Origin of the sequence: Bradyrhizobium sp. ERR14, assembly GCF_014198235.1 — a bacterium.
GTDB lineage: Bacteria > Pseudomonadota > Alphaproteobacteria > Rhizobiales > Xanthobacteraceae > Bradyrhizobium.
In genome coordinates this window covers 42,182-56,937 of the sequence record NZ_JACIHD010000013.1, presented here as the reverse complement: position 1 = coordinate 56,937, position 14,756 = coordinate 42,182, and the positions used below count along the sequence as shown (strand labels likewise).

16 protein-coding genes are annotated in these 14,756 nt (G+C 64.4%); 8 read left to right on the top strand and 8 right to left on the bottom strand.

All coding sequences use genetic code 11. The features are described 5' to 3' along the window. Positions 1-6: 6 nt before the first annotated feature. Positions 7-381, bottom strand: a complete 375-nt coding sequence (locus tag GGD62_RS28375) for a response regulator (RefSeq protein ID WP_018318227.1) — start codon at positions 379-381, stop codon at positions 7-9. A 121-nt stretch (positions 382-502) separates the two neighbouring features. On the opposite strand from GGD62_RS28375, the gene GGD62_RS28370 reads away from it, so the two are divergent. Then, positions 503-1,333 carry an SDR family oxidoreductase gene (locus GGD62_RS28370; RefSeq protein ID WP_183711439.1) on the top strand — a complete coding sequence of 277 codons (831 nt, stop codon included), beginning with the start codon at positions 503-505 and terminating at the stop codon, positions 1,331-1,333. Positions 1,334-1,470: 137 nt separating this feature from the next. Here GGD62_RS28370 and GGD62_RS28365 read toward each other — a convergent pair whose 3' ends face one another. Further along, positions 1,471-2,274, bottom strand: a complete 804-nt coding sequence (locus GGD62_RS28365; RefSeq protein ID WP_183711438.1) for a lytic murein transglycosylase — start codon at positions 2,272-2,274, stop codon at positions 1,471-1,473. Positions 2,275-2,542: 268 nt separating this feature from the next. Between GGD62_RS28365 and GGD62_RS28360 the strand changes: the two genes are divergently transcribed. Together GGD62_RS28360 and GGD62_RS28355 are read left to right on the top strand one after the other, a co-directional pair. Continuing rightward, entirely contained in the window at positions 2,543-2,887 is a 345-nt protein-coding gene (locus GGD62_RS28360) for a hypothetical protein (protein WP_183711437.1), read from the top strand. A gap of 461 nt (positions 2,888-3,348) precedes the next feature. Next, a complete protein-coding gene (locus GGD62_RS28355) occupies positions 3,349-3,585 on the top strand; it encodes a hypothetical protein (protein WP_183711436.1) in 237 nt (78 codons plus the stop codon). Positions 3,586-3,603: 18 nt separating this feature from the next. On the opposite strand, the gene GGD62_RS28350 is transcribed toward GGD62_RS28355, so the two are convergent. The 3 genes from GGD62_RS28350 to dnaG form a co-directional block, all read right to left on the bottom strand. Beyond that, positions 3,604-3,984 (bottom strand): thiol-disulfide oxidoreductase DCC family protein, encoded by a 381-nt coding sequence (locus tag GGD62_RS28350; protein WP_092260645.1) that lies wholly within the window; start codon positions 3,982-3,984, stop codon positions 3,604-3,606. A gap of 182 nt (positions 3,985-4,166) precedes the next feature. Then, on the bottom strand, positions 4,167-6,308 hold the full coding sequence (rpoD, locus tag GGD62_RS28345) for an RNA polymerase sigma factor RpoD (protein ID WP_092260643.1): 2,142 nt from the start codon (positions 6,306-6,308) through the stop codon (positions 4,167-4,169). Positions 6,309-6,684: 376 nt separating this feature from the next. Next, the gene (gene dnaG, locus GGD62_RS28340) at positions 6,685-8,706 is read right to left on the bottom strand and encodes a DNA primase (protein ID WP_183711435.1); all 2,022 of its coding nucleotides are present in this window, start codon (positions 8,704-8,706) and stop codon (positions 6,685-6,687) included. 308 nt (positions 8,707-9,014) lie between these two features. Between dnaG and GGD62_RS28335 the strand changes: the two genes are divergently transcribed. Continuing rightward, positions 9,015-9,578, top strand: coding sequence for a chlorite dismutase family protein (locus GGD62_RS28335; RefSeq protein ID WP_183711434.1), 564 nt, complete (start codon positions 9,015-9,017; stop codon positions 9,576-9,578). Between the two features lie 56 nt (positions 9,579-9,634). Here the strand turns inward: GGD62_RS28335 and GGD62_RS28330 are convergent, their stop codons facing one another. After that, on the bottom strand, positions 9,635-10,033 hold the full coding sequence (locus GGD62_RS28330) for a gamma-glutamylcyclotransferase (RefSeq protein WP_183711433.1): 399 nt from the start codon (positions 10,031-10,033) through the stop codon (positions 9,635-9,637). Between the two features lie 75 nt (positions 10,034-10,108). Between GGD62_RS28330 and GGD62_RS28325 the strand changes: the two genes are divergently transcribed. Continuing rightward, entirely contained in the window at positions 10,109-10,912 is an 804-nt protein-coding gene (locus GGD62_RS28325) for an N-formylglutamate amidohydrolase (RefSeq protein ID WP_183711432.1), read from the top strand. A gap of 3 nt (positions 10,913-10,915) precedes the next feature. Here the strand turns inward: GGD62_RS28325 and GGD62_RS28320 are convergent, their stop codons facing one another. Together GGD62_RS28320 and GGD62_RS28315 are read right to left on the bottom strand one after the other, a co-directional pair. Beyond that, positions 10,916-11,536: a LysE family translocator gene (locus GGD62_RS28320; RefSeq protein ID WP_183261001.1), complete on the bottom strand. Its 621-nt coding sequence runs from the start codon at positions 11,534-11,536 to the stop codon at positions 10,916-10,918. Positions 11,537-11,793: 257 nt separating this feature from the next. Beyond that, positions 11,794-13,239 (bottom strand): LVIVD repeat-containing protein, encoded by a 1,446-nt coding sequence (locus tag GGD62_RS28315; RefSeq protein WP_183711430.1) that lies wholly within the window; start codon positions 13,237-13,239, stop codon positions 11,794-11,796. A gap of 116 nt (positions 13,240-13,355) precedes the next feature. Here GGD62_RS28315 and GGD62_RS28310 point away from each other — a divergent pair, with 116 nt between their 5' ends. The 3 genes from GGD62_RS28310 to GGD62_RS28300 are packed head-to-tail and all read left to right on the top strand — an operon-like array spanning position 13,356 to position 14,642. Continuing rightward, on the top strand, positions 13,356-13,670 hold the full coding sequence (locus tag GGD62_RS28310) for a helix-turn-helix transcriptional regulator (protein WP_018318240.1): 315 nt from the start codon (positions 13,356-13,358) through the stop codon (positions 13,668-13,670). Further along, entirely contained in the window at positions 13,663-14,133 is a 471-nt protein-coding gene (locus GGD62_RS28305) for an SRPBCC family protein (RefSeq protein ID WP_183711428.1), read from the top strand. The genes GGD62_RS28310 and GGD62_RS28305 overlap by 8 nt, the downstream gene beginning before the upstream one ends. Next, a complete protein-coding gene (locus GGD62_RS28300; protein WP_183711426.1) occupies positions 14,130-14,642 on the top strand; it encodes an SRPBCC family protein in 513 nt (170 codons plus the stop codon). Before GGD62_RS28305 ends, GGD62_RS28300 begins: the two co-directional genes overlap by 4 nt. The last annotated feature ends 114 nt before the right edge of the window (positions 14,643-14,756 follow it).

Below are 14,756 nucleotides of genomic sequence, written 5' to 3'. Positions count from 1 at the left end.
TTCGCTTCACGCCAGCTGCGCGAGCTCGGCTTCGCGCAGCACGTCGAGCGGCGCCCAGGGTTTGGCCCAGAACTTTGCGCCGTCGGGCAAGGGCTGCATCAGGGGGCGGCCGGAGGTGACGACGACGTCGAGCTTGGGATTGCGGTCCTTGGCGACGTGCGCGAGCTCGACGCCGTTCATGCGCCCCGCGAGCTGGACGTCGGTCATCATCAGGCAGAGCGCGCCGGCACTCTTGTCGAGGACGCGCTCGGCGGCCTCGGCGCTTTCGCACTGGATGACCTGGTAGCCGCTCTCCTCCAGCAGCAGGCTCAGCATCTCCCGCTGCATGACGTCATCTTCAACGATCAGCGCAGTTGCACGAAATGGCTGTGCCTGTCCCATCAGCGTCTCCCAATGATCGCTTGCGTAACGTATGTTAAGGAGCCAGAGCGCCTGCGGTTCAGTTCCATTCTGAAAAAATGTAAATCATGGTTCCACGCGCAGGGACTTGACGGGGGGATTCATGACCACGATTCGCGGCGCCGCCGCCATCACGGGAGCCGCCAGCGGCATCGGCCGGGCGCTGGCGATCGAGCTTGCACAGCGCGGCTGCGATCTTGCGCTGGCCGATCGCGACGAGGCCGGGCTGAAGACGCTCGCGGCCGAGATCGGCGCGGGACGCAAGGTCAGCGTGCACCGCGTCGACGTCGGCGAGCCCGACGACATCGCGCAGTTCGCGAGCGAGGCGACCTCTACCCATCCCGCGCTCGGCATCGTCGTCAACAATGCCGGCGTCGCGCTGATGGGCTCGTTCGAGGAGATCGACCAGGCGCAGATGGACTGGCTGTTCGACATCAATTTCTGGGGCGTGGTGCACGGCACGCGCGCCTTCCTGCCGCATCTGAAGACGAGGGGTGAAGCGCACATCGTCAACCTCTCCTCGATCTTCGGCATCATCGCGCCGCCGGGGCAATCGGCTTACGCGGCGGCCAAGTTCGCGGTGCGCGGCTTCTCCGAGAGCGTGCGGCACGAGCTTGCGGTGGCGGGCAGCCCGGTCAGGCTGTCGGTCGTGCATCCCGGCGGCGTCGCTACCGCCATCGCGCGCAACTCCCGCACCGGGGTCGGTGTCACCGACAATGCCCGCCGCGCGCAATCGATCGAGCGGTTCGAGACCGCGGCGAAGACCACGCCGAAAAACGCCGCGCTGCGCATCATCAAGGGTATCGAAAAGAACGAGCCCCGCATCCTGATCGGCAACGACGCCCGCTTCATGGACCTGTTGCAGCGGTTTCGGCCGGCAACGTATTGGGCGCCGCTGCAGCGGCGGCTGGAGAAGATGGCGAAGGGGACGTGAGGTCGGGGACGCGATGGCGTTGCTCGCCCTCCGCTCTCGTAGGGTGGGCAAAGCGAAGCGTGCCCACGTTCTCTTTGCCGCCGACAGAAGTCGTGGGCACGCTACGCTTTGCCCACCCTACGAGACTGAGTATGTGGTCACTGCCCCGCCAGCCGATCGGCGAAATACCCGATGGTCTTGCGATACACCACCGCCCTGTTCCACTCGCGCATCGCCTCGAAGTTCGGCGTGCCTTCGCCATAGGGCTGGCCCATCTTGAAGCCGCTGGTGTGGAGCAAATTCGCGGTTGAGGCGAGGACGTCGGGGACGCTGTGGCGGAGATCGACATGGCCGTCACCGTCGAAATCGACGCCGTATTTGATGTAGGACGACGGCAGGAACTGGGTCTGGCCAATCTCGCCGGCAAAGGCGCCGATCAGGTCGCGCAGCGGCAGGTCGCCGCGTTGCACGATCTTCAGCGCAGCGAGCAGCTCGCCCTGGAACAGATCGGTGCGGCGGCAATCATGCGCGAGGGTTGCGAGCGTGCGGACCACCGGCATCTTGCCGATGTCGCCCTTGCCGAAATCGCTCTCCAGCCCCCAGATCGCGACCAGGATATAGCGGGGCACGCCGAACTGCTGCTCGATGCGCGAGAGCAGCGCGGCGTTGCGCTGCAGCAGCGCTCGGCCGCCGTTGATGCGGCCGGGGCCGACGCGGGTCGAGACATACTGCTCAAAGCTCTTGTTGAAGGTGTGGCGCTGGCGCCGGTCGAAGGCGAGCACTGCGCCATCGGGGGTGACGCCGCTGAGCGCCGCGTTGGTCACGCTTGCCGAAACGCCGGCCGCTTGCGCTTCCTGGGCCATGGTGGCGACGAAAGCGTTGAAGTCGCCGCCGCAGCGCGCGGCCTGCGCCCCGCCGGCCAGACAAATGACGGACGCGGCGGCGAGAAGCAGTCTCAGCATGTGGAGCAATCCCCTTAAAAATCTCAAGCTGCGAAGCAGCGCGCGGATCATGCCCGGGAACGCAGCGAGCGTCAAAGCAGCAAGCTTGATCCGCATCAAACTGTCTCACGCCCTGTTGTCTAGATTGCAGATACACGGGAGCCGCCGAGGAGAAGCGTCCGTGACCGGCCGGATTGACGAATGAGAGAGCTGGCGCTGTGACAATGTTGCTTGCGCCGCACCACTGCGCGATCGACGACGACGTTGAGCCAGGATGAAGCGATCAACCATGTCCAACCATCAACATCCTCACCGGCCAGCCCGCTCCCTCCTCCGCATTCCCCTGTTCCGCCTGCTCGCCATCAACCTTGCGATCGGCGCCTGCGCCGCGACGCTCCTCGTCGGCGGCCTGCTCTGGCTCAACCCCGGACATCTGCGCGAGCTGATCTTCGCCGACATTTCGCCCGGCATCGCGCTCGCGCTGCTGCTGGCGTCCTTCCTCATCACCTTCGGCTCGGCTGCGATGGGCAGCGCGATCATGGCGCAGGGACTTAAAGAGCACAGCGGCAAGGGCGGCGGACACGGATCGCGGCTGGCGGTGCAGGAGACGGCGCGGCGCACGCGCACGCATTGAGACATCAGCCACGACGATGGAACTCGCTTTTACAAATCGAGATCACACTGTCTGCACGCAGGCGGGAAGAGGTGCAGGCTGGCACGCCTTCCGATACAGCGCGCCACGCGCGTTGCATTGCGAAGGCCGGCAAGATGAACAAATTGGTTTGACGCTCTAAACAATTGCTTCGATGTGAATCGAAACCAGATGTCGCGACCATCGCATATCTGATCCGCTCGCTGCGACATCAACGCCGCCACGATTTGCCTTGCCATCGCAGGGCGTCTTCTATAGCCTTCTATTTTAGGTTGTCACCCTGCCAGCCCCGGGTGACGCTGAAGACCAAAAATAAGCGGCGGGCTTCGGCCCGCCGTTTATTGAGGCAAGTATCCCTTGCGCAGCGGGCCCACGGCTCCGTACCGACCCCGGCGACGCGCGAAGTCATTTGACTATGACGCGGCTATCGACGACAAGCCGCCATGGCCAAAAAACCCGGAACCAATCCCAAAGGCGAATTCGCCTTTTTCAACGTCTTCTATGAAGACGATTCCCAGCGCTCCAACCGCCGCGTACCGAGCGAGCTGCTCGGAGGCCTCGACGGCGACGAACCCGCCCGCGCCTTCATCATGGAGCAGGACCGCGAGATCGCCGAAAAGGGCGGCCGCCCCGCGCTCGAGATCAAGCGGATCGAGCGGGTCGGGGTGAAGAAGAAGTAGGACGACATAAGCAGGCGCTCACCAGCGCCCGCTCCTTTTATTCCAGGCAAACAGCAGATCGGCAAACCGGTCGTAGCCGAACCGCGTGAATGGCAGCGCCACGCGATTGCCGAACAGTGCAGCAAGCCAGCCCTCCCCCGGCGTCAGCCTCCACAACGCAATCGCGACATCCGCACCGACGATGAGCCGCCCCGCTTCATCGGTCGCATGCAGGCGCCGCCTGATGTCGTCGAGCGAAGCACCAAAGTGCGCCAGCGCGTCGGGCTGCTCGTTGATGTCCCTGAACTCGACCGTACCCGCGCGCACCAGCGCCAGCAGCTTGTTGCGCTGCCAGTCGATGCCGGCGTCGCAGACGGGGCAGCGGGTGTTGTACCAGACGGTGAGGTGATAGTCGGGCATAGCTGGCGGGGTTGAAAAAAGCGGAAGAGCAACGGAGATGGAATGAGCAAACCAACGGCATCCGCTTCGCAATTTACTATCCGACGCAATCCAGGCGCTAGCACAAAGAAAAACGGCGGGCTTTTCGGCCCGCCGTCTTCGTTACGATGGAGCCCGGGTCGGGCCCGGGCATGACGATCCGATCAATTATCCAAGAAGCTCCGCAGCTTCCGCGACCGCGACGGATGCTTCAGCTTCCGCAGCGCCTTGGCTTCGATCTGACGAATACGCTCTCTCGTCACCGAGAACTGCTGCCCCACTTCTTCCAGCGTGTGGTCGGTGTTCATGCCGATGCCGAAGCGCATGCGCAGCACGCGCTCTTCGCGCGGGGTGAGCGAGGCGAGCACGCGCGTGGTGGTCTCGCGCAGGTTGGACTGGATCGCGGCGTCGATCGGCAGGATCGCGTTCTTGTCCTCGATGAAATCGCCGAGGTGTGAATCCTCTTCGTCACCGACGGGCGTTTCGAGCGACAGCGGCTCCTTGGCGATCTTCAGGACCTTGCGGACCTTCTCCAAGGGCATGCCGAGCTTTTCGGCGAGCTCTTCCGGGGTCGGCTCGCGGCCGATCTCGTTGAGCATCTGGCGGCTCGTGCGCACGATCTTGTTGATCGTCTCGATCATGTGCACGGGGATGCGGATGGTGCGGGCCTGGTCCGCAATCGAGCGGGTGATCGCCTGCCGGATCCACCACGTCGCGTAGGTCGAGAACTTGTAGCCGCGGCGGTACTCGAACTTGTCGACCGCCTTCATCAGGCCGATGTTGCCTTCCTGGATCAGATCGAGGAATTGCAGGCCGCGGTTGGTGTATTTCTTCGCGATCGAGATCACGAGACGGAGGTTGGCTTCCACCATCTCCTTCTTGGCCTGGCGTGCTTCGCGCTCGCCCTTCTGCACGGAGTGCACGATCTTGCGGAACTCGACGATCTCGAGGCCGGTCAGGGCTGCGAGCTGATGCACCTCGTGACGCAGGTCCTTGATGCGGTCCTTCTCGTGATGGACGAAGTTCTTCCAGCCCTTGGCCGAGAGCTTCGAGACGCGGTTGAGCCAGCGCGGATCGAGCTCCGAGCCGGTGTAGTTGCGCAAGAAGTCCTCGCGCGCGACGCCGTGGCTGTCGGCAAGGCGCATCAGGCGGCCCTCGTGCGAGACGAGGCGCTTATTGATGTCGTAGAGCTGCTCGACGAGCGAGTCGATACGCGCCTGGTTGAGGCGCAGCGACTTCACCTCGACGATGATCTCGTCCTTCAGCTTCTTGTACTTGCGCTCCTGGTGCGGCGAGAGCGACTCGTTCTGGAGCTGGTTCTGGATGTCCTGCTCCTGAAGCTTGCGCAGCTTCTTGTAGCTGTCGGCGATCTTGTCGAAGATCTCGACCACCTTCGGCTTGAGCTCGGCCTCGATGGCCGCCAGCGACATCTGGTTCTCGAACTCGTCGTCGTCCATGTCGGACTCGGCCGCAGCCTCGCCCGGATCCTTCTCCTCGCCGGCTTCCGTGCCGCCCGGCGCAGGCGCGGCCCGGAACGGGGTCGGCGACGGCGGCGCGGCGGGCGGGGCGACATGCGCGGGCGCGCCGGTCGCGGCGGCCTGGCCGCCCTCGGCGGGCGCTTCACCGTTCTCGCCGGTGGGACCTGCGATCATCGCATTGTTCATCCCGGCCTTGGCGTCGGGGCCGGCATAGGTGGCTTCGAGATCGATGATGTCGCGGAGGAAGATCTTGCCTTCGTTGAGCTCGTCGCGCCAGATGATGATGGCCTGAAAGGTCAGCGGGCTTTCGCACAGCCCTGCGATCATCGCCTCGCGGCCGGCCTCGATGCGCTTGGCGATGGCGATTTCGCCTTCGCGGGAGAGCAGCTCGACCGTGCCCATCTCGCGCAGATACATGCGCACGGGATCGTCGGTGCGTTCGCCCGGCTCGCTCTTCTTGACCTCGGTGACGGCCTTCTGGGTGACCTCGACGAGCTCGTTGTCTGTCTCGTCCTCGCCGCCCTCGTCCTTGTCCTCCTCGCCTTCGCTATCGTCGGCTTCGGTGACGTTGATGCCCATGTCGGAGAGCATCGACATGATGTCCTCGATCTGTTCGGGCGAGGTCTGGTCGGACGGCAAGACTTCGTTGAGCTGATCGAAGGTCACGAAGCCGCGCTTCTTGGCCTGCTTGATCATCTTCTTTACGGCGGCGTCGGACAGGTCGAGCAACGGCGAGGGCGCGTCCTGGGAATCCTTTTCCGGCGCGTCCGCTGCCTTGTCGTCTTTTTCCTTGTCCTTCGCCTGCAGCGTCTTTGCCTTGGTGGCCATCCATTGCTCCTAAACGCGCTTCAATGCAGTCGGCTCGCCGCGTCTGCCTGAATTCACATGAACCTGTTGCCCGACGCTCTCGCTTCGGCAGCTCTCGACACGGAAAGGGCGGCGCACATATCTCTCGCCACCCCCAACTCTCTCTCGCCGGAAATGCCTAACGCTTCGTCAGCCTCTTTGTCGCAGCGGATGCAGGTGTAGTGCCAACAGCAATTGCGCGGATTCATTCCTGACGCGTCTGTTCTGCCTGCGGCCGCCTGGTGGCCAAAGTGCTACAAGACCGTTAAGCCTCGATTAACCCTGTTTTTGCCGCCAAACCTTGGATTTGGCGAGTCTTTTAGCGGTTCCGGCTCCGGCCGTCCGCATGATTCTTTCATCACACGCTCTTCTGGAACCGACCCGACAGTTCGCCAAAACCCTCGATCAGGGCTTCGGTGCCGTCGACCTCGGCCATCCGGGCCTTGACGTCACGCAGCCACGCCAAATTGGCCTCGCTGGGGTCCTCCCCCAAGGCCAGCTCGGCGTCTTTCAGCTCTCTAAGTAGTGAATGCCATTGCCGATGCAAGGCAACCAGCTGATGCCAGGTGGCGAGAACATCGTCGGGGGCGGCGCCTTCGCGGGCACCCCACACCGCCGCGGTGGTGATGCCGCTCTCAACCCGTTGAAGGACTTGCGAAAATCCGCCTTTGGCGAGATCGCCGCGCATCTTTTCGGCCTGCTCGCCGGGGTCCGGGGAATGGTGGTGGTCGTTGGCAAAGGCGGCGATGATGCCGGCCCTGAGCTTGTGGGCCTCGGGATGGGCGAGCTCCAGGGCCGCGACCTCCTCGAGGTGGTCGTGCAGCAGCCAGGGGTGGTTGATCAGGCATTGCAGGATCAGGGCCTCCCGGCGGGAGATGGCGCTGCGCTGGCCGCGCATGATCGGGCTGGCCGCCAACTGCGGGCTCGCCGCCTGGTAGGGGCCGGAGGGTAACAGGGTGGGACCGGGCGCGCCCCGGCGCCCGCCGCCGAGGCCTCCCCCGAATCCCTGCCCCCCGAATCGATTCGCGCCTCCCGCAGCCCGGGGCTGGAATTGGCGGCCGGAATTGCCTTGGAGATTGCCCCGGCCGGCAAAGCCGCCGCGGCCACCCTCGGGCGCGAAAGTGCGCCGCAGCCGCTCGGCAAAATCATCGCGGTAATAGCGCCGCACCACCTCGTCGCGGATGCCGTTCGCGAGCTCCTTGATGCGCGCCTCCAGCGCGGCGCGGCGCTCGGGGGTGGCGAAATTGCCGCCTTCGAGCTCGCGCGACCAGATCATCTCGGCAAGCGGCTTCGCCGCCGCGATGACTTCCTCGATCGCGCCGCGACCGCCGGAGCGCGCGAGATCGTCGGGGTCCTGCCCCTCCGGCAGCAGCGCGAAACGAAGACTCTTTCCGGGTGCGAGGAAAGGCAGCGCGAGATCGGCGGCACGATACGCCGCCTTCTGGCCGGCGCGGTCGCCGTCGAAGCAGAGGATCGGCTCGTCCGCCATCTTCCACAACAGCGCCAGCTGGCTTTCGGTGAGCGCGGTGCCGAGCGGCGCCACGGCGCCGGCAAAGCCCGCGGTGACCATGGCGATGACGTCGACATAGCCTTCGACCACGATCAGCGCGCTGCCGTCATGGGTGGCTTTGCGCGCGGTCTGGTGATTGTAGAGATTGTCGCCCTTGTGGAAGAGCGGCGTCTCCGGCGAGTTGAGATATTTGGCCGGAACGTCCTTCTCCAGCGCGCGCCCGCCGAAGGCGATGACGCGGCCGCGCAAGTCCGTGATCGGAAACATCACGCGGTCGCGGAAGCGGTCGTACGGCACGGGAATATCGTCGCCGGCCACCAGCAGGCCGGTCTCGACCATGTCGTCAACGGAGACACCGAGCTTGCCGAGATGCTCCTTCAGCGCGAAGCGATCGGCCGAGGCATAGCCGAGGCGGAACTGCAATTGAGTCGCCGGCGAGATCCCGCGGTCGGCGAGATAGCCGCGCGCCTTGGCGCCGACGCGCGAGGCCAGCGTCTCCGCGAAATAGGTCGCGGCGAGATCCATGACGTCATGCAGCGTGCGGCGGCGCTGCTCCTGCCGCGCCGCATCCGGCGTCACCGCCGGCAGCGCCAGGCCCGCCATGCTGGCGAGCCGCTCGACGGCCTCCGCAAACGGCAGGCCGTCGGTCTCCATCACGAAGGAAATGATGTCGCCGTGCTTGCCGGAGGAGAAGTCGTGGTAAAAACCCTTCTGGTCGTTGACGTAGAAGGACGGCGTCTTCTCCTGCTGGAACGGCGACAGCCCCTTCCACTCCCGCCCGGCCTTCTTCAGCTTGACGCGCTTGCCCACGACTTCGGAGACCGAAAGCCGGGCACGAAGCTCGTCGAGGAATTGGGGCGTGAAACGCATGGGCCTCTGTAGCGCGAACCGGGTGAGTCGGGCGAAAGATCAGGGATATAGTGGCGGCGGGCCTAAAAGCCAGGTTTGTCAGGATTATACGCGCTGTTCACAGGCCTTTGGTCCCGTCACCCTGAGGTGCTCGCCTGTTCGGCGAGCCTCGAAGGGCGACGGCCCGGCTCTAACCCTCGGCCGTTCATCCTTCGAGGCTCCCGGCGCGATGCATGGCATAGCGCCACTCGCGCCTCAGGATGACGGGACCGTAGTGCCGAAGTGACGAGCCCCTTGAACCTAACCCGGTTCCACGCTTCCATATCCCCATGTTCAGGACCTTTCGGGGCGGCCACAGCGGGGGCTGGCGTGTGATCTCGATCGCACCCGTGACCGGCGAGCCCCTGCCCTTCATGCCGGCGCTGTCGGTGACCGACAGCGAGGCCGTCTCATTGCCGCTGGTGCCCTCGCGCAATGCGTGGCGGCTGGTCGGCGCCCCGAGCAATTTGCGCTACACCGAGCGGCCCGAGAAGCAGCAGCTCACAGCCGTGCAGGCCGGGCTCGGCCGGATGGAAGCAACCAGCGCGGCGCTGATCCCGATCCGCAAATCGCAGGCCTGGTGGGAGCTGACGCAGGAAGAGCGCCGCCAGATCTTCGAGGACAAGTCGCACCACATCGCGAGCAGCCTTCGTTTCCTGCCCGCGATCGCGCGCCAGCTCTATCACTGCCGCGACCTCGGCGAGCCCTTCGATTTCCTGACCTGGTTCGAATTCGCCCCCGCGCACGCCTCGCTGTTCGAGGAGCTGGTGGGGATGCTCCGGGAAACCGAGGAATGGAGTTACGTCGAGCGCGAGATCGACGTGCGCGTGGTGAAGGAAGTGCTGTCGGCTTAGAGCATGATCCGGAAAAGTGCGAAGCGGTTTTCCGAGAAGATCATGCTCGAAAACAACTAGTGCGCCAAGAACCGCCCGGACTCGATGAGCGGCAAACCCGTGACGGGCCAGTTGTAGACATAGGTCCAGGCCTTCTCGGTGGCGCCATCAGGCAGCGCCACGTCGATCAGCCGGCGCAGATATTCGGTCGGCTCCGGAAAACCCTCGCCGCAGGCCTCGTACATGTCGAGCTCGCCCAGGATCTCGTCTGGTACGCGCATCCGGAAGAGCTCGCCATGAACGATGTCGGAGGCAGCATTCGACAGCAGCAGTCCCGGATAATGCTTCACCAGGACGAGCCGGCCGCGGCAGGTCGCTTCACCCACAAAATCGGCGTGGCCCGCGAGCAGTCGCGCCATCGGATGGTCGAAGCCGCGCATCAGGGTGCCGTAGACGAAAAGGCGATCGGAGGTCATGCTGCTCTAAAGTTGCGACGTCGGTGCAATATCGTTACTCCGTTTAGACACGTAATCGTTTCATAGGCAATCAGGATGGATCTGCACACGGCCGAGGCCGCCGATCAACTGCTCGGCGAGGGCGATATTTTGCCCGTGCATGAGGTAAATGCCGAAGGGACTTCGCCCTTTCTGCTCACCTCGGATCATTACGGACGGGTGCTGCCGCGCGCGCTCGGCGATCTCGGCATCGCGGAAAGCGAGCTTGTCAGGCACATCGGCTGGGACATCGGCATTGCCGGCGTCGCCGAGCGGCTCGCAAGGTTGCTGGGTGCGCATCTGATCGCGCAGCGCTATTCGCGGCTCGTGATCGACTGCAACCGCCCGCCTTCTGCTGCAAGCTCGATCCCCGTGATCTCCGAAGCCACCGCGATCCCGCGCAACGAAGGGATATCGGATGGGGAGCGGGAGGCACGGCGGCGCGAGATTTTCGAGCCTTATCATGATCGCATCGATGCCGCGATCGACGCCCGCCTGCACGACAAGCGGCCGACGGTGCTGGTGTCGCTGCACAGCTTCACGCCCGTCTATGCCGGCGTCGCGCGGCCCTGGCACATCGCCGCGCTCTACAACCGCGACACCGTGCTGCCGCAACTGCTGTTGAAACATCTGCGCGCAGAGGGCGATCTCGTTGTCGGCGACAACGAGCCTTACGCGGTCAGCGACCTCACCGACTACACCATCCCCGTCCACGGCGAAGGGCGGGGCCTCGTCAACACCGGCATCGAGATCCGGCAGGATCTGATCACCGACCACACCGGCCAGCAGCAATGGGCCGAACGGCTGGCAAGGATCCTTGCCGAGGTCGAGATGGAGCTGAAGGTGGAGCTGTTGGCGTAAGCCTCACTTCGCCCTGGTCAGCGCCAGCCAGATGCCGCCGCCGATCATGAAGCCGCCGGAGATGCGCGACATCATCCGCGTGCGGCGCGCCGAGAAGAATTTTCGCGCGCGGCCTGCGGCGATGGCGTAGAGCGCATCGGTCACCACGGCGGTGACCATGAAGGTCGCGCCCAGCAGCGCCACTTGCGGAAAGTGCGGCTGGCTCATGTCCATGAACTGCGGGATGAAGGCGCCGAAGAACACCAGCACTTTCGGGTTCGACAGCAGCACCAGGAAACCCTGCAGGAAGAAGCCGCCGCGCGGCGGCGGTGGCGGTGTGTCGACATCGACGCCCTCGACCGGCGCCCAGATCAGCTTGATGCCGAGCCAGACGAGATAAGCGGCGCCGGCAAAGCGCACCCAGTCGAACCAGTAGCCCATGGTCGCCATCAGCGAGGTCAGGCCGACCGCGACGATGCCGATGACGATGGCAAGGCCGGCCTGCGCGCCGGCCACGTTGGTCAGCGCAGCACGCGTGCCGTGGCGCAGGCCGTTGGCGATGACGAGGGTGACGATCGGCCCCGGCAGCAGCGCCAACGCAATGCAGGCGGCGACGAAGGCGAAATAGGCTTGCATGGACATCATGGGGGAGACTCGGCTCGGAGCGTTGGGCCGTATTAATGCATGGGACGGGCGCAGAGGGAAGTGAGATGAGCGCAAGGTGCGCGCTCAACCAACGGTGTCATCCCCCGCGAAAGCGGGGGATCCAGTACGCCGCAACGCCTCCGCACTTCACCAACGTCTCTGGAATACTGGATTCCCCGCCTGCGCGGGGAATGACAGCGGAGAATGTGGAAGCCGGCGTACCAACATCGAGACCGACATCGCCCGCCCCCGCATCGTCAGTTCTTCGGCAGGCCGGCGACATTGCGGGCCGGGCCGGTCAGCTCCAGGATATGCAGGCCGGTATTGGCGCGGTCGACGATGTAGATGTAGCCGCGATCATCGGTCTCGACATTGTTGGTCTGGATCGCGACCTTGCAGCGCTCGCCGCCCTCGATCGGGATGCAGCGCTTGTCGGTCGCAGCCGTGATCGAGGGAATGAAATAGCCGACCTCCTTGGGATGATAGGGATCGCGGATATCGAGCGCGCGCACGCCGGCATTGAAGAAGGCGATGAAGGCCATCTTCTTGTAATAGACCGGCGCCATGCTCTCGTTGGAGGAATGCGCGCCGAAGCGCCCGCCGCGCTGACAGAACTGCCCGCTCGCCTCCGGCACGGTGTAGCTCGAGATCATCATCGGCCGCGTCTCGGTGGTGACGTCGGCGAACCACACCATCTGCCGCGCCTCGCCGCATTCGTTGAGGATCGCTTCATTCACGATCATGACGATGTCGCGGGTCTTGCCGTCCTTGTCCTCGGCGAATTCCGCGATGGGCATGTCGAGCATCGGAAACGTCGTGTGCGCGCCGTTGAAGGCCGACATCGGCATGCGCGCAATCTCGGGATAGCGCAGATTGTCCGGCGTCGGCTCCTTTGCCCCGCTCAAGAGCTTGTCACGATCGACGATCTGCAAAATGCCGCCCTTGTTGGTGCCGTAACCGAAATAGACGCGGTTGCCGTCGGGCCCGGTCGAGATCGGCCCGTGCAATTCGGTCGGCAGCGCGCCGGTCGAACCGGGCTCCTGACCGGGCAGACCGAAATCGCGGATCTTCTGCGGGCGCGCGGGATCGGAGAGATCATAGATCTGCGTCATCCGCCGCGTGCGCCAGTCCGGCGCGCCCGAGACGAGATAGGCGATACCGGTGTCGCATTCCCACCAGCTCTTGTGGGTGTCCTTCAGGCCGCCGATGCGCGTGATGAGCACGGGGCTCGCGGGATCGGTGACGTTCCAGATCTCGTGCGCCTCTCCGCCGAACGTCCGCAGCATGTAGACCGCGTTGGGATCGCCCTTCGGCAAGGCCTTGCCGTCGCACACCCGCACCATCTGCGCGCCGCCGGATTCGTACTTGCCCTCCTGCCCCGGCAGATGCCGCAGATATTTTGGACGCGCGGGATCGGTGACGTCGACGATCGAGGTTCCGTTCGGCTCGGCCTTGCCCGTCATCGGATTGACGGGCGCGGGCACATCATCAGTGCCGCCGTGATGGCCGATATAGGCGATCCAGCGATCGCCCTGGTGATGGATGGTCGGCTGATAGGCGCTGCGGGCCTGGAGGTCGTTGCTCCCGACGAGCTTCATGTTGGACGCTTCGGGCGGCGCGCCGATGGTCTGCTTCTGCGCCTGGGCCGCGGTGCTGCACGCGAAAAGGACGAGAGCGGCAACACGTGAAACGCGACGGAACATCAAAATCCTCCCGGAACCAATCTGCGTTGGCTGAGCGTCGAGGCTAGCACGGCCGACTGCGCGCGCCAAAGACTCCATCTTGACATGCAACCATTTGGTTGCCTATTATCGACACCATGGATGAGGTCTTCAAAGCGCTCGCCGATGCGTCACGACGGTCGCTGCTCGACAGGCTTCATGCCAGGAACGGCCAGACGCTGAACGAGCTCTGCGAGGGCCTCGCGATGACGCGGCAGGCCGTGACCAAGCACCTTGCGATCCTGGAAGAGGCCAATCTCGTCACCGCCATCAGGCATGGCCGCGAGAAGCTGCACTATCTCAACCCGGTGCCGATCCATCAGATCGGCGAACGCTGGATCAAAAAATTCGAGCGCGGCAAGCTTGCCGCGCTCAGCGAGTTGAAACGCCAGTTGGAGAAGCGCGATGAGTAAGCCGGAGTTCGTCTACGTGACCTATATCGAGACCACGCCGGAAAAGCTGTGGGAGGCGTTGACGTCGAGCGAATTCACCAGGCAGTACTGGTTCGGCGCCGAGGTCCGCTCCGACTGGAAGGTCGGCTCGCCCTTTGCGCTTACGCTCGACGGCGAAGTCACCGATTCCGGCGAAATCCTGGAATCCGATCCGCCGCGCCGCCTGTCCTACAGCTTCAAGCACCAGAAATTCGAAGAGCTGCGCGGCGAGCCAATCTCACGCGTCGTCTTCACCATCGAACCGTTCGGCGCGCTCGTGCGTTTGACCGTGTTGCATGACGGCTTCGTCGAGGGCGGCAAATATCTCGGCGCCGTCTCCAATGGCTGGCCGGCGATCCTGTCCGGGCTCAAGAGCCTGCTGGAGAGAGGCAAAGTGCTCGCCATTCCCCGCACGGCGCTCAACAAGGGATTCGACGCAAAATGAACCTCGATCAATTCAAACCGCTGACGGTCTACACCATCTACATCGCCTCGACGCCGGAGAAAGTGTGGGAGGCGCTGACCTCGGCCGAGTTCAGCAAGCAATATTTCTTCGGCAATGCCGTGGAAGTCGAGCCGCGCCTTGGCGGCGCGTTCACCGTGCGCACGCCCGATGGCGCGTTTCACATCAGCGGCGAGGTTCTCGCCTACGATCCGCCGCGAAAGCTCTCGGTCACATTCAACGTGAACTGGCCCGAGCTGATCGAGAAGCTCGGCCCGACGCTCGTCACCTACGAGATCGAACAGGCCGGCGATGCGGTCCGGCTTACCATGTGCGAAGGCCACGACCGCCCGCTTAGCGACGACATCCTCGCCGGTGGCCGTTCGGGCTGGCCCGCGATCCTGTCCAGCCTCAAGAGCCTGTTGGAAACCGGCAAGCCGCTGGCGGTGAAGATGGGGCCACCGCAGCGGATGCTGGATGCGCTGAAGGCGATGGGGATCAAGACGCCGTAGGCGAGACGGGGTCTGTCTCCGCGAGTTCGGCATCGTAGGGTGGGCAAAGGCGCACTTGCGCCGTGCCCACCATCTGCCCCCGGTTGAGAGGGGTGGTGGGCACGCTTCCGCCTT

Coding starts and splice junctions, on each gene's coding strand:
- GGD62_RS28375 (WP_018318227.1), bottom strand. CDS start 381: ATGGGACAGGCACAGCCATTTCGTGCAACTGCGCTGATCGTTGAAGAT.
- GGD62_RS28370 (WP_183711439.1), top strand. CDS start 503: ATGACCACGATTCGCGGCGCCGCCGCCATCACGGGAGCCGCCAGCGGC.
- GGD62_RS28365 (WP_183711438.1), bottom strand. CDS start 2,274: ATGCTGAGACTGCTTCTCGCCGCCGCGTCCGTCATTTGTCTGGCCGGC.
- GGD62_RS28360 (WP_183711437.1), top strand. CDS start 2,543: ATGTCCAACCATCAACATCCTCACCGGCCAGCCCGCTCCCTCCTCCGC.
- GGD62_RS28355 (WP_183711436.1), top strand. CDS start 3,349: ATGGCCAAAAAACCCGGAACCAATCCCAAAGGCGAATTCGCCTTTTTC.
- GGD62_RS28350 (WP_092260645.1), bottom strand. CDS start 3,984: ATGCCCGACTATCACCTCACCGTCTGGTACAACACCCGCTGCCCCGTC.
- rpoD (WP_092260643.1), bottom strand. CDS start 6,308: ATGGCCACCAAGGCAAAGACGCTGCAGGCGAAGGACAAGGAAAAAGAC.
- dnaG (WP_183711435.1), bottom strand. CDS start 8,706: ATGCGTTTCACGCCCCAATTCCTCGACGAGCTTCGTGCCCGGCTTTCG.
- GGD62_RS28335 (WP_183711434.1), top strand. CDS start 9,015: ATGTTCAGGACCTTTCGGGGCGGCCACAGCGGGGGCTGGCGTGTGATC.
- GGD62_RS28330 (WP_183711433.1), bottom strand. CDS start 10,033: ATGACCTCCGATCGCCTTTTCGTCTACGGCACCCTGATGCGCGGCTTC.
- GGD62_RS28325 (WP_183711432.1), top strand. CDS start 10,109: ATGGATCTGCACACGGCCGAGGCCGCCGATCAACTGCTCGGCGAGGGC.
- GGD62_RS28320 (WP_183261001.1), bottom strand. CDS start 11,536: ATGATGTCCATGCAAGCCTATTTCGCCTTCGTCGCCGCCTGCATTGCG.
- GGD62_RS28315 (WP_183711430.1), bottom strand. CDS start 13,239: ATGTTCCGTCGCGTTTCACGTGTTGCCGCTCTCGTCCTTTTCGCGTGC.
- GGD62_RS28310 (WP_018318240.1), top strand. CDS start 13,356: ATGGATGAGGTCTTCAAAGCGCTCGCCGATGCGTCACGACGGTCGCTG.
- GGD62_RS28305 (WP_183711428.1), top strand. CDS start 13,663: ATGAGTAAGCCGGAGTTCGTCTACGTGACCTATATCGAGACCACGCCG.
- GGD62_RS28300 (WP_183711426.1), top strand. CDS start 14,130: ATGAACCTCGATCAATTCAAACCGCTGACGGTCTACACCATCTACATC.